This window comes from Janibacter sp. Y6, from assembly GCF_040900765.1.
In the GTDB taxonomy this organism is placed as follows: Bacteria; Actinomycetota; Actinomycetes; order Actinomycetales; family Dermatophilaceae; genus Marihabitans; species Marihabitans melonis.
The window spans coordinates 450,733-463,993 of record NZ_JAKLYZ010000002.1 but is presented as its reverse complement, the minus strand read 5'-3'; the positions used below and the strand labels follow the sequence as shown (position 1 = coordinate 463,993).

Genomic DNA, 13,261 nt, shown 5'->3' with positions numbered 1-13,261 from the left:
CTCTAGCTCGCAAGTTCGGGCGAAGGGGGGTGCTCGGGCCCCGGTCAGATGTCGAGGAAGCGCACGTCGCGTGCGTTCTTCTGGATGAAGGAGCGGCGGGACTCGACGTCCTCGCCCATGAGCACGGAGAACATCTCGTCGGCCGCGGCGGCGTCGTCGAGGGTCACCTGGAGCAGCACCCGCGAGTCGGGGTCCATCGTGGTCTCCCACAGCTCCTGGTAGTTCATCTCGCCCAGACCCTTGTAGCGCTGGACGCCGTTCTCCTTCGGCAGGCGCCAGCCCTGGCTCTGGCCGTGGGCGATCATCGCGTCGCGCTCACGGTCGGAGAAGGAGAACTCGTGCTCGTGGTTGCTCCACTTGAGCCGGTACAGCGGCGGCTGGGCGAGGTAGACGTACCCGGCCTCGATGAGCGGCTTCATGAAGCGGAAGAGCAGCGTGAGCAGCAGCGTGCGGATGTGCATGCCGTCGACGTCGGCGTCGGCCATGAGGACGATCTTGTGGTACCTCGCCTTGGCGATGTCGAAGTCCTCGCCGATGCCGGTGCCGAAGGCGGAGATGAGCGCCTGGACCTCGGTGTTGGCCATGACCCGGTCGATGCGGGCCTTCTCGACGTTGAGGATCTTGCCGCGGATGGGCAGGATCGCCTGGTTCTCGGGGTTGCGGCCCGCCTTCGCCGAGCCGCCGGCCGAGTCGCCCTCGACGATGAAGACCTCGGAGATCGTCGGGTCCTTGCTCTGGCAGTCCGAGAGCTTGCCGGGCAGGCCGCCGGACTCGAGCAGGCCCTTGCGGCGGGTGGCGTCGCGCGCCTTGCGCGCCGCGATCCGGGCGGTCGCCGCCTGGACCGACTTGCGCACGATGTCCTTGCCCTTGGTGGGGTTGGCCTCGAGCCAGTGCCCGAACTCGTCGGTCATCGCGCGCTGAACGAAGCCCTTGACCTCGGAGTTGCCGAGCTTGGTCTTCGTCTGGCCCTCGAACTGCGGCTCGCCGAGCTTGACCGAGATGACCGCGGTGAGGCCCTCGCGGATGTCGTCGCCGGTGAGGTTGTCGTCCTTGTCCTTGAGCAGGCCCTGCTTGCGCGCGAAGTCGTTGATCATCTTCGTCAGCGCCGCGCGGAAGCCCTCCTCGTGGGTGCCGCCCTCGTGGGTGTTGATGTTGTTCGCGTACGTGTGGACGGACTCGCTGTACGCCGTCGTCCACTGCATGGCGATCTCGAGGGAGAGCGAGCGCTCGGTGTCCTCGGTCTCGATGTCGATGATCGTGTCGATGACCGGCTCGGCCTTCTTGCTGCCGACGAGGTGGGTCACGTAGTCGACGAGACCGTTCTCGTAGCGGTAGGTGACGGTGCGCGCCGTCTTCGTCGTCGCCTGGCCGCCGTCACCGGCGTCGTCGTCGTGCTCGACCTCGGTGATGTCGGCGTCGACGGCGTCGAGGTCCTCGTCGGCGTCCTGGTCCCGCTCGACCCGCTCGTCGATGAGGGTGACCGTCAGGCCCTTGTTGAGGAAGGCGGTCTGCTGGAAGCGCGCCCGGATCGTCTCGTAGTCGTACTCGACGGAGTCGAAGATCGCGGCGTCGGCCCAGAAGGTGATCGTCGTGCCGGTCTCCTGCGTCTCCTCCATCCGCTCCAGGGGAGCGGTGGCGACGCCGTAGTCGAAGGACATCCGGTGGGCGTAGCCCTTCTGGCGCACGCAGACGTCGAGGCGCGTCGACAGCGCGTTGACGACCGAGGAGCCGACGCCGTGCAGACCGCCGGAGACCTTGTACCCGCCGCCGCCGAACTTGCCGCCCGCGTGGAGCTGGGTGAGCACGAGCTCGACCGCGCTCACGCCCTCGCCCGCGTGCATGTCGGTGGGGATGCCGCGGCCGTCGTCCTTGACCCGGACGGCGCCGTCGGCCATGAGCGTGACGGTGATCGAGGTGGCGTAGCCGGCCAAGGCCTCGTCGACCGAGTTGTCGACGATCTCCCACACGAGGTGGTGCAGGCCGCGCTCACCGGTGCTGCCGATGTACATGCCCGGACGCTTGCGGACGGCCTCGAGACCCTCGAGCACCGTGATCGCGCTCGCGTCGTACGCGGCGGGGTCGTCGCCGGCGGCGACGAGGGCGGCCTCGGCCGCCGCCTCGTGCTCGGCGCGGGCCTGCTCGGCCTCCGCGGGGGTGAAGATCTCGTCGGTGCCTGGGGTGTCGTCCTGCTCGGCCACAGGTCTCCTCGTCGTCATGCCGACGGCGCGCCGTGAGCGCGCCGTCCGACGTATGTCCATGATGTGCCCTCAGTCTACCGCCCGAGCGCGACAACGCATGCACGTGCGCGCCCGTGGCGGCCGATCTGAGCGCCAGAACTCCCCGTCGAGGACTCCCGGTATGGCTCCTACCCCCTCAGCGGCTGTGAGAGGCCTTCTCGCAGCGCCCGCCCGGGAGGTCCCCCGCGTGCTCATCGAGCACCTCCGCCAGCTCGTCCCCCAGCGCGCTGCCGCGCTCGTAGCTGCTCGTCCGGATCGTCATCGTCACGACGACGTGCTCCCCCTTCGCACCCCTCATCACCCCGAGCTGACGGGCGACGTAGCCGTCGTCGGTCGGCCCCCACCCGCCCTTGACGAGGGAGCCGTCGAGCCGGCCGACGCCCCACGCCTGCCAGTCGAGGACCCGACCCATGGGGTCGGTGACGGTCTCCGCGTCGCGCAGGCAGACCGCGCCGGCGACGAAGCGCGCCTGGTCCGAGGCGCGCCACCGCGTCTGCCCGAAGGGGGAGAAGCCCGCCACGGTCGAGCGGCGCTGGACCGTCGTGCGCCGGTCGCCGCCGTCTGCGAGGACGTCCTCGACCGCCCGCTGCGCCCGGCTCGGCGAGCCCAGCCCCTGCCACAGCCGCAGCGCGGCGTCGTTGTCCGAGGCGGTGAGGGCGAGCTCGACGTCCGCCTCGACCGAGCCGTCGTCCGGGGCCGCGCGGGTCGCGGCGAGCGCGAGCGGCACCTTGATCGTCGACCAGGCGGGCAGGGCCTCGTCGCGACCCATGACAGCGGGGGCGCCCGAGCCCCCGACCGGGGCGACGGCCACGCTCACCTGCTCGTCGGGGTGGCGGGAGATGACGGCCCGCAGGTCACGCCGGGTGGCCGTGTCGAGCGTCGCCCGTTCGGGGGCGGGCGACGCGGACCGCGTCGCGGTCGGGCTCGGTGAGGCGGAGGTCGTCGTCGGCCCGGGGTCGGCGGGGCTCGCTGTGCACCCCGCGAGGGCGAGCGCGGCGACGGCCGGGACGAGCGCCCGGCGGGCGCCGCGGCTCACCAGCGGCCTAGTAGAGGACGACCGAGGCGTCGTTGCCCCCGGTGCACGTCGTCACCGTCGCGCCGGAGCAGCGCATCGTGTACGTCTGGTCGGTCACCGGGCTCTTGACGAGCAGGGTGGCCGAGCCGTCGCTGCCGGGCGTGTCGGCGAGGTAGGCGTCGCGGACCGCCTCGGCGAAGGGGCACGACGTCACCTCGGTCGCGGTGCCGGCCCGAAGGCCCTGCTTCGCGGTGCCGCACGCGGTCGCGCCCTCGGGCAGCACGCCCGCGCGGGTCGGCGAGGAGGAGCTGCTCGAGCTGCTGCTCGAGCTGCTGCTGGAGCTGGAGCTGGACGACGAGGAGGACGGCTGGCCGCCGTCCGCGGACGAGGAGGTCGGCGCGGGCGAGCTCGCGGTGCTGCTCGGCTCGTCGTCACCGAGCAGACGCAGCCCGGCGACGGCCAGGAGCGCACCGGCGACGAGGGCGCCGACGAGCAGCAGGACGAGCCCGGCCGTGCGGCCGCCGCCGGAGCGCTGCGGCGACCGGGGCAGCGGCGCGGGGGCCGCGCTCTGCGGGTGGTGCTGGGGGCCGGGCTGGGGCGCGGGCGTCCGGTGGGCTGCCGCGCCGGCCGCAGCACCCGCCCCGAGGCCGGCCGCGGGGGAGACCCCGGTGCTCGGGTCGTCGGGGTGGCGCTCGTAGCCGGGGCGGTAGGCCGCCCACTGCTGCGGGGTCTGCTCAGGGGTCTGCGGGGTGGCCGCCGACCGGCCGGCGGGGGTCTCGGACCCCCCTTCGTCCTCGGTCCACCAGTGCGTCGGGACCGCGTCGGAGGTCGCCTGCGGGGGGCGGGCCATGACCTGCGTCGGGGTGTCCTCGCGGTCCTCGACGCGCGGCAGCTCGGTCGTCGCGTCCGCGCCGTCCTGGGCGCGCTCGGGGTCGCCGAAGAGGACGTCGCCCAGGGGTGTGGGCTCCTCGCCGTCGCGGCTCATCGTCGCCCTCCTCTCGTCTCGGGCAGTCGTCCAGCCTGCCAAGGATCGCCGGAGTTGTCACAACGCAGACGTCCCGGGCACGCATGACGTGTGCCCGGGACGACCCCTGAGGAGGGCTGCTGCGTCAGGCGCTCGTGCGGTCGATCTGCATGACGACGGCCTTGGGCTCGGTGAAGAACTCACGGCTGAAGTCCCCGCCCTCGCGGCCGACGCCGGAGTCGCCGACACCGCCGAAGGGGGTGCGCAGGTCGCGGATGAAGAAGCAGTTGACCCACACGGTGCCCGCCTTGAGCCGGGAGGAGACCCGGTGGGCCCGCGAGAGGCCCTCGGTGAAGAGCATCGCGTTGAGCCCGTAGCGCGTGTCGTTGGCGAGGTGGACGACCTCGTCCTCGGTCGAGAAGCGGTTGACGACGCACACCGGCCCGAAGATCTCCTCGCAGTACGCGGGGGCGTCGAGGGGCAGGTCCTCGATGATCGTCGGTCGCACGAGCCAGCGGCCCTCGCCGTCGACGCCGCCGGTGCGGATCGTGCCGCCCGTGGCCTCGACCCCCTCGACGTAGCCGACGACCTTGTCGTAGTGGCGCTTGGAGGCCAGGACGGAGAACTTCGTCTCGGGGTCGAAGGGGTCGCCGATCGGCAGCGCCTCGGCCGCGGCCTGGAAGCGCTCCATGAACTCGTCGTAGATGCCGTCCTGGACGAAGAGGCGCGAGCCGGCCAGGCAGATCTGCCCGGAGTTGCGGAAGATCGCCTCGACCGCCCAGTGGACGGCGTTGTCGAGATCGGCGTCGTCGAAGACGACGTTCGCGCCCTTGCCGCCGAGCTCGAGGGAGACCGGGGCGAGGTGGGTCGAGGCCGAGGCCATGACCGCCTTGCCGGTCGTCGAGGAGCCGGTGAAGGTCACGCGGTCGACGCGGTCGTCACCGGTGAGGGCGGCGCCGGCGGGCGCCCCGTGGCCGTTGAGCACGTTGAGGACACCGGGCGGGAAGCCGGCCTCGACCGCGAGCCGACCGAGGAGGGTCACCGAGGCGGGGGTGTCCTCGCTCGGCTTGATGATGCACGTGTTGCCCCACGCGATGGCGGGCGCGATCTTCCACGTCGCCATCATCAGCGGGAAGTTCCACGGCGAGATCGCCGCGACGACCCCGACGGGGCCGAACTCGCTGTACGTGTGGTGGCCGCTGTCCATGGGGAAGACCGAGCCGACGTGGTCGCGCTGGTGGTCGGCGAAGAAGCGGAAGTTGTCGGCGGAGCGGGCGACGTCGTGCTTGGCCTGGGCGAGGGGCTTGCCCATGTTCGTGCTGTCGAGGGTCGCCAGCTCGTCGGTGCGCTCCTCCATGAGGTCGGCGAGGCGGTGGATGAGCCTTGCGCGCTCGACGCGGCCCATGCGGGGCCACGGGCCCTCGTCGAAGGCCGTGCGGGCGCTCGCGATCGCGCGGTCGGCGTCGGCCTCGCCGCCCTCGGCGGCCTGGGCCCAGACCTCCTGCGTCCACGGGTTGTAGACGTCGAAACGGCCGCCGTCGAGCGACTCGACCTCGACGCCGTCGATGATGTGACCGAAAAGGGTGTCGCTCATGACGAGCTCCTCTCTGCGGAGGCGTCCTGCGACGCCAGCCGCTCGGCGATCGTCACGTCGCCCGCCGCGAAGTGCTCGCGGGGGATCTCGGTGACGAGCACGCGGATGGTGGGCTTGGGGGCGACCTCGGCCTCGACGATCGCGTCGGTGACCTTCGAGATCATCGAGCGGATCGCCTGCGGCGAGCGGCCCTGGGTGAGGGTGATCTGGACGACGGGCATCAGGCGTCCCCCTTCGTCCCACCGCTGATGAAGACCGAGCCGAGGTTGCTGAAGTGGCAGGCCACGCTCGACCCGGGCGGCGCGAAGACCGCGTCGGTCATGCCGCCGGTGAGCACGACCCAGCCGGCCTCGATGGCGTGGCCGCGGGTCGCGAGGTCGTTCGCGGCGAGCGCGAGCGCCTCGCCGGGGTGACCCTGGACCGCGGCGCCGGTCGCCGAGTCGACGACCTCGCCGTCGACCTCGACGAGGACGGCCTCGAGGGAGAGGTCGACCTCGCTCGGGACGAGCCCGAGACCACCGGTGACGAAGGCGCCCGAGCTCGCGTTGTCGGCGATGACGTCGCCGGCGGCGAACGTGAAGTCCTTGTACCGGCTGTCGATGACCTCGGCGCCGCCGTGCACGGCGGCAACGGCCGCCATGGCCTGCGCACCGGTGACGCCGGGGCCCTCGAGCCGCTCGCCCATGACGAAGACGAGCTCGGGCTCGATGCGGGGGTGGATGAGCGCGTCCTGGGGCACGGGGTCGCCGGCCGGCAGGATCATCGCGTCGGTGAGCCAGGCGACGAAGGGGGTGTCGACCCCCATCCGCTGCTGCTTGGCGCGCGAGGTGAGGCCGAGCTTGACCCCGATGAGCTTCTCGCCGCGCTCGAGGCGCGTGGCGAGGGTGAGGTCCTGGATCTCGTAGCCGGTCGCGACGTCGAGCTCGGGCCACTCGTCGGTGAACTTCACCCGGTCACGACGCTCGTCCTCGCAGGCGAGCAGCTCGGCGGCGACGGACTCGACGTCCCACTGCTGGGCGGCCATCAGGAGGTCGCCCCGAGCGCCTGGAGGTCGCCCATGTCGATCTCGTGCTGCTTCTGCAGCTCCAGCGCCACGTCGATGATCATGTCCTCCTGGCCGCCGACGTAGCCGTACTCGCCGACCTTCGACAAGATCGCGTGGGCCGGCACGCCGTAGCGCTCCGAGGCCCGCTCCGCGTGGATGAGGAAGGAGCTGTAGACGCCCGCGTAGCCCTGGGTGATCGAGGAGCGGTCCATCCACGGCAGCCGGCGGATGTAGGGCCGCACGACGTCCTGGGCCGCGCCGAGGATGCCGTCCATGTCGACCCCGGTGGAGATGCCGAGGCGCTCGAAGGCCACGGCGAGGACCTCGGTGGGGGAGTTGCCCGCCCCGGCGCCGAGCGCGCACAGCGAGCCGTCGATCTGACGGGCGCCGGCGCGGTAGGCGAGCACGGAGTTCGCGACGCCGAAGGACATGTTCTGGTGGCCGTGGTAGCCGACCTGGGCCTGCGAGCCGATCTCGGAGACGAGGGCGCTCACGCGCTCGGAGACGTCCTCGAGGATGAGGGCGCCGGCGCTGTCGACGACGTAGACGCACTGGCAGCCGGCGTCGACCATGATGCGCGCCTGCTTGGCGAGCTCCTCGGGCGTGACCATGTGGCTGAGCATGAGGAAGCCGACGGTCTCCATGCCGAGGTCGCGGGCGGCGCCGAAGTGCTGGATCGAGACGTCGGCCTCGGTGCAGTGCGTGGCGATGCGGGCGATGTCGGCGCCGTTGTCGCGGGCCTGGTGTAGGTCGTGGACGCGGCCGAGACCGGGCAGGAGGAGGACGGCGATCTTGGCCCGCTCGGCCTCGGCCCGGGCGGCCTTGATGAGAGACATCTCGTCGACGGCGGAGAAGCCGTAGTTGAAGCTCGAGCCGCCGAGGCCGTCGCCGTGGGTCACCTCGATGACCTGGACGCCGGCCTGGTCGAGGGCGCGGACCGTCGTGCGGACCTGCTCCTCGGTGAACTGGTGCGACATCGCGTGCGAGCCGTCGCGCAGCGTCGTGTCGGTGAGGCGCACGTCGACGCCGCCGGAGAACTCCGGGATGGGGTGGGTCATCTCGCTCACGCCGAGACCTCCTGCTGCTTCGTGTCGGGCGAAGGGGTGGTGGCGTCGGCGTCGGCGGGGACCCAGCCGGTGTCGACGCCGAGGCGGTGGGCGACCATCATGTCGCCGACGCGAGCGGCGGCCGCGGTGATGATGTCGAGGTTGCCCGCGTAGTCGGGCAGGTAGTCGCCGCGGCCCTTGACCTCGACGGGGACGGTGACGCGCGCCATGCCGTTCCACAGCTCACGGGCGTGGTCGAACTGCGGCTCGGCGCGCAGGTGGTAGCCGGGGACGTACTCCTGGACGCGCTCGACCATGGCGGCGATGGACTCGCGGACCCGGTCGTTGAGCTCGCCGGCCTCGGCGGCCTCCTCGGGGATGGCGCAGAAGACGGTGTTGCGCATCATCAGCGGGGGCTCGACGGGGTTGAGGATGATGATCGCCTTGCCCTTCGTCGCGCCGCCGACGACCTCGAGGGCCTCTGAGGTGGTCTCGGTGAACTCGTCGATGTTGGCGCGGGTGCCGGGGCCGGCGGACTTGCTCGAGATCGAGGCGACGATCTCGGCGTAGGGGACCGGGACGACGGAGGAGACGGCCGCGACGATCGGCGTCGTCGCCTGACCACCGCAGGTGATCATGTTGACGTTCGTCGCGTCGAGGTTGAAGTCGAGGTTGACCGGCGGGCACAGGTAGGGGCCGACGGCGGCCGGGGTGAGGTCGACGGCGAGGATGCCGGCTTCGGCGTAACGCGGGGCGTTGGCCTGGTGCGCCTTGGCCGAGGTGCACTCGAAGACGACGTCGGGCAGCTCGTCCTGCGCGAGGAGCCAGTCGACCCCTTCGTGGCTGGCCTCGAGACCCAGGCTCGCGGCGCGGCGCAGGCCGTCGGAGGCCGGGTCGACGCCGATCATGTAGCGCGGCTCGATGACCTCGGAACGGCGCATGAGCTTGAACATCAGGTCGGTGCCGATGTTGCCGGGGCCGACGATCGCGGCGGTCCCCTTCGTGCGTGCAGTCATGTCTGTCTCGTCTCTCAGCTGTGGGCGAAGCGGGCCGTGACGCTGCCGAGCCCGGCGAAGGTGGCGGTGAAGGTGTCGCCCGGCGCGACCGGGCTCATGGCGGTGACGGAGCCGGGGAGGATGACCTCGCCCGCCTCGAGGGTCGTGCCGAGCGCGCCGAGGGTGTTGGCGAGCCAGACGAGCGAGGTGATCGGCGAGCCGAGGACGGCGCCGCCGGCCCCAGTCCCGATGACCTGGGCGTTGCGGTGGAAGACGCAGCCGACGAGGCGCAGGTCGACCTCGTGCAGGGGGGTCGGCGTCGAGCCGAGGACGTAGCCGCCCGAGCTCGCGTTGTCGGCGATGGTGTCGGCGAGGGTGATCTTCCAGTCCGCGACGCGGCTGTCGACGACCTCGAGGGCCGGGAGCACGTAGTCGACCGCGGCGATCGCCTGGGTCACGGTGACGCCCGGGCCGGCCAGCGGAGACTTGAGGACGAAGGCGATCTCCGGCTCGACCCGCGGCTGCAGGAAGCGGTCGGCGGGGAGCGGCTCGTGCTCGGCGTAGACGAAGTCGGCGAAGAGGTGGCCGAAGTCGGGCTCGGTGACCCCGAGCTGCTTCTGCATCGCGGCGGAGGTCAGCCCGACCTTGTGCCCGACGACCGTGCGCCCGTCCTCGGTCCAGCGGCGCACCTGCTCGAGCTGGATGCCGTAGGCGTCCTCGACCGTGAGCTCGGGGAAGTCCGCGGTGAGCGGCGGGATCGGGGTGTGGGTCTCGTAGGCCCGCAGCAGGCGCTGCGCTGCCTCCTGCTGGACCTGGCTCGGCTCGCCCATGGGTCTCCTTCGACGGTGCGGACTTCGATCAAAACTAGGGATGTCGGGGGCGCGGTGGTCGGCTCGTTCCCTTCGGTGGAACGTGCGCCGGGTGCGTCCCGCAGCGACCTCACGAGGCTCCCGCACCCACCCCGGCCAGGGCTACGAAACCGTCCCGATCAGCGGGACACCCCAGTCAGCGGATGGTCGACGGCCCCTGCTGGTCGAGGTGCGACGAAGGAGCCTCGAGACCAGGCCCCAGCCGTTTGCTGGTCAAGGTGCGACGAAGGAGCCTCGAGACCAGGCCCAGCCGTTTGCTGGTCGAGGTGCGACGAAGGAGCCTCGAGACCAGGCCCAGCCGTTTGCTGGTCGAGGTGCGACGGAGGAGCCTCGAGACCACCCCCCCAACTGCTCGAGAAGCTGGCAGCCGCGCGGGTTGCAGCCCGAGCACGCGCCAACATCTCGAGGAGGCTGGATCCCCCTTCGCCCGGGCCGAGGTGATCCCACGACCCCCAGCACACCCAGATACCTCGACCCGCGCCGCACCCCTCGATGGTCGAGGTGCGACGAAAGAGCCTCGAGACCAGGCCCAGCCGTTTGCTGGTCGAGGTGCGACGGAGGAGCCTCGAGACCACACCCCCCAACTGCTCGAGAAGCTGGCAGCCGCGCGGGTTGCAACCCGAGCACGCGCCAACATCTCGGGAGAGGCGGGATCCCCCTCCGCCGGTCGAGGTATCCCCACGACCCCCAGCACACCCAGGTACCTCGACCCGCGCCGCACCCCTCGATGGTCGAGGTGCGACGGAGGAGCCTCGAGACCACACCGCCCGAGAAGCTGGCAGCCGCGCCGGTTGCAACCCGCGCGGTTGCCAACATCTCGAGGAGGCGGGGTCCCCCTTCGCCCGGGTCGAGGTGCCGCCGCGACCCCCAGCACGCCCGGACACCTCGACCAGCGCATCCCCGTCGCCCGACGAGCAGCCCACGACAGGGGAGACCCCCGCCACCTCACGAGGTGACGGGGGTCCCGGGGGGGGTGGCGGGGTCAGTGGGTCTGGCGGCCGATCCGGCGGGCGGCGGCTCGCAGCAGGGGGACGATGCGGTCCTCGCGGGCGACGACGGACTCGCTCGGCCCGAAGACCGAGATCGAGGCGACGGCGAGCTCGCCGCGCAGGACGGGCACGGCGATCGAGCCCACCCCGTCGAAGGACTCGTCGACGGCCATGGCGTACCCCTTCGAGCGCACCCCGGCGAGCTCGTGCGCCCAGTCCTGCTCGGTGCGCACGGTGCCGCGCACCCGCGGCGGGAAGCCGGCCTCGCGGCGGGCCCGGTCGACGGTGAGGCTGAAGGCGGCGATCGCCTTGCCGGAACTCGTCACGTGGGCGGGGAAGCGTCGTCCGGCGTGACCGAGGATGTGCTCGCCGGCACCGAGCGCGATGCGCTCGAGGAAGACGACATCGGCGCCGTCGGGGACCCCGAAGTTCACGGTGAGCCCGGTCTGGGTGGCCACCTGGCGAAGGGTGGGCAGCGCCCGGTGGCGCAGCTCGTGGCGCCCGATGGTCAGCTCGCCGAGCTCGTAGAGGTGCAGACCGAGACGGTAGAGCCCGGTCTCCGGATCCTGCTCGATGAAGCCACGGCCGGCGAGCGTCGTGAGGACGCGGTGCACGGTGCTCTTGGCGATGCCGAGCCGGCGGGCGATGTCGGAGACGCCGAGCTCGCCGTCGGCCGCGAAGCACTCGAGCACGTCGAGAGCCGTCGTCACCGAGCGCAGGCCACCGCCGTCGGACGGCTTGCGGCGCAACGGGGTCGACGCGCACCAGGCGGTCTCGACGGGCTGGATGACGGGCTGTGCTGACATGGTGCTCTCCTCGGCAACGACGGTGTCGTGAGGTCTGTTGTGTCGACGATCCCGCCGCGTGTGCGGCATGATCAAGGAATGCGTCCCGATGAGCGGAACACCGCTGACGACGGCGTCATCGCCCGTGCCAGCGCGATCCTCGACGCCGTCGCGAAGGGGGCGTCGGGGGTCCGGGCTATCGCCCGCGCGACCGATCTCCCGGTGAGCTCGGTGCACCGGCTCGTCGCCCAGCTCGTCGAGGTCCAGGTGCTCGAGCGTCTCGACGACCGCATCCGCCTGGGGCCCAAGCTCTTCGAGCTCGGCACCCAGGTGCCGGCCCATCGCGACCTGCGCGACGCCGCCGACCCCGTCATGGAGGACCTGCGTCAGGCGACCCACCACCGCGTGCACCTCGCGATGCTCGACGGCGTCGACGTCGTCTACCTCAAGATCCTCGGCCCGAATCTCGGCCTGGACTCCCGGCTCGGCGGTCGCCTGCCGGCCCACGCGACGGGGGTGGGCAAGGTGATGCTCGCGTACTCGCCGATGGCGACCGTGCGGGCCCGCGTCGAGGCCGGGCTGCCGCGCTTCACCCCGCGGACGATCACCACGCCGGGCCAGCTCACCCAGGAGCTGCGCAAGATCCGCAGCGTCGGCATGGCGCTCGACCTCGAGGAGTCGACGGTCGGCGTCTCGTGCGTCGCGGCACCGGTCTTCGGCTCCGACCGCAAGATCCGCGCGGGCCTGTCGGTGACCGGGCCGACCCGCTCGATCGACCCGGCTCATCTGGGCATCGCCGTGCGCACCGCGGCCTTCACCCTCAGCCGGACCCTGCGCGACTCGGGGCTCTAGCCCGGCTGCTGGTCGAGGAAGTCCAGGACCAGCTCGTTGAAGGCGGCGGCGTGCTCGATCTGCGTCCAGTGCCCACACCTGCCGAAGACGTGCAGCCGCGCGTCGTCGATCCACTCGAGCATCGTCAGCGAGGTCGACAGCGGGATGACCTTGTCGTCGCGCCCGTGGACGAGCAGCACCGGGGCCTCGATCCCGCGGATCGAGCCCTCCGGGTGGGCCATCGCGTCGACCCACCGCTGGCGGGGCGCGGGGAACATCGAGGAGAAGGCCTCCATCGTCCCGCTGCGCGTCGAGGCGGCGTACCGGCTCGCGACGAGCTCGTCGGTGATGAGCGAGCTGTCGTAGGCGAAGGTCTCGCGCATGAGCCGGCCCATCGTCTCGACGTCGGGCTCGTAGCCCCACACCGCGTCGAGCCCCTCGGTGATGGCGAAGGGGACGCCGACGCTGCCCATGAGGACGACCGAGCGCACCCGCTCCGGGTGGTGGATCGCGAGCGCGAGGGCCATCGACCCGCCGAAGGAGTTGCCGACGAGGTCGACCCGGTCGACCTCGAGGGCGTCGAGGAGGTCGACGACCTGGCGCAGCCACACCTCGCGGCTGTACTCCTGCCCCTCCGGCACGTCGGTGAATCCGAAGCCGGCGAGGTCCGGCGCGATGACGCGGTGCCGCGCGCCCAGGGCGGGGATCTGCAGGCGCCAGTTCGCGAAGGCGCTCACCCCCGGTCCGGACCCGTGGAGGAGGAGGACGGTCCCCCCTTCGCCCCCCGACGGGGGACCGCTGTCGTGGTAGTTGGTCCGCAGCTGCCCGGTCCGGACGGACAGGCCGATCTCGGGGTTGGTCTGCGCGGTCTGGGTCGTCGTGCTCGTCACT

General features: G+C 71.8%; 12 protein-coding genes. 1 reads left to right on the top strand and 11 read right to left on the bottom strand.

The window, feature by feature from the left end; translation table 11 throughout:
* Nucleotides 1-44: 44 nt before the first annotated feature.
* The 10 genes from gyrB to L6241_RS07095 all read right to left on the bottom strand — a co-directional run bounded on the left by gyrB (nucleotide 45) and on the right by L6241_RS07095 (nucleotide 11,560).
* A complete protein-coding gene (gene gyrB / locus L6241_RS07140) occupies nucleotides 45-2,258 on the bottom strand; it encodes a DNA topoisomerase (ATP-hydrolyzing) subunit B (RefSeq protein ID WP_368245530.1) in 2,214 nt (737 codons plus the stop codon).
* Between the two features lie 115 nt (nucleotides 2,259-2,373).
* Nucleotides 2,374-3,273 carry a hypothetical protein gene (locus tag L6241_RS07135; protein WP_368245529.1) on the bottom strand — a complete coding sequence of 300 codons (900 nt, stop codon included), beginning with the start codon at nucleotides 3,271-3,273 and terminating at the stop codon, nucleotides 2,374-2,376.
* Between the two features lie 7 nt (nucleotides 3,274-3,280).
* Entirely contained in the window at nucleotides 3,281-4,237 is a 957-nt protein-coding gene (locus tag L6241_RS07130) for a hypothetical protein (protein ID WP_368245528.1), read from the bottom strand.
* A gap of 124 nt (nucleotides 4,238-4,361) precedes the next feature.
* Nucleotides 4,362-5,810, bottom strand: coding sequence for an aldehyde dehydrogenase (locus tag L6241_RS07125; RefSeq protein WP_368245527.1), 1,449 nt, complete (start codon nucleotides 5,808-5,810; stop codon nucleotides 4,362-4,364).
* Nucleotides 5,807-6,031, bottom strand: a complete 225-nt coding sequence (locus L6241_RS07120) for a tautomerase family protein (RefSeq protein ID WP_191565088.1) — start codon at nucleotides 6,029-6,031, stop codon at nucleotides 5,807-5,809. Before L6241_RS07120 ends, L6241_RS07125 begins: the two co-directional genes overlap by 4 nt.
* Nucleotides 6,031-6,834, bottom strand: coding sequence for a 2-keto-4-pentenoate hydratase (locus tag L6241_RS07115; protein ID WP_368245526.1), 804 nt, complete (start codon nucleotides 6,832-6,834; stop codon nucleotides 6,031-6,033). The genes L6241_RS07120 and L6241_RS07115 overlap by 1 nt, the downstream gene beginning before the upstream one ends.
* Entirely contained in the window at nucleotides 6,834-7,913 is a 1,080-nt protein-coding gene (dmpG, locus tag L6241_RS07110) for a 4-hydroxy-2-oxovalerate aldolase (protein ID WP_123093253.1), read from the bottom strand. Before dmpG ends, L6241_RS07115 begins: the two co-directional genes overlap by 1 nt.
* A 5-nt stretch (nucleotides 7,914-7,918) precedes the next feature.
* Entirely contained in the window at nucleotides 7,919-8,917 is a 999-nt protein-coding gene (locus tag L6241_RS07105) for an acetaldehyde dehydrogenase (acetylating) (protein ID WP_368245525.1), read from the bottom strand.
* A 14-nt stretch (nucleotides 8,918-8,931) separates the two neighbouring features.
* Nucleotides 8,932-9,726 carry a 2-keto-4-pentenoate hydratase gene (locus L6241_RS07100; RefSeq protein ID WP_368245524.1) on the bottom strand — a complete coding sequence of 265 codons (795 nt, stop codon included), beginning with the start codon at nucleotides 9,724-9,726 and terminating at the stop codon, nucleotides 8,932-8,934.
* Between the two features lie 1,021 nt (nucleotides 9,727-10,747).
* Nucleotides 10,748-11,560 carry an IclR family transcriptional regulator gene (locus L6241_RS07095; RefSeq protein ID WP_354588665.1) on the bottom strand — a complete coding sequence of 271 codons (813 nt, stop codon included), beginning with the start codon at nucleotides 11,558-11,560 and terminating at the stop codon, nucleotides 10,748-10,750.
* A 78-nt stretch (nucleotides 11,561-11,638) separates the two neighbouring features.
* Between L6241_RS07095 and L6241_RS07090 the strand changes: the two genes are divergently transcribed.
* Entirely contained in the window at nucleotides 11,639-12,391 is a 753-nt protein-coding gene (locus L6241_RS07090) for an IclR family transcriptional regulator (protein ID WP_368245523.1), read from the top strand.
* Here the strand turns inward: L6241_RS07090 and L6241_RS07085 are convergent.
* Nucleotides 12,388-13,260 (bottom strand): alpha/beta fold hydrolase, encoded by an 873-nt coding sequence (locus L6241_RS07085; RefSeq protein WP_368245522.1) that lies wholly within the window; start codon nucleotides 13,258-13,260, stop codon nucleotides 12,388-12,390. The genes L6241_RS07090 and L6241_RS07085 overlap by 4 nt on opposite strands.
* Between the last annotated feature and the right edge of the window lies 1 nt (nucleotide 13,261).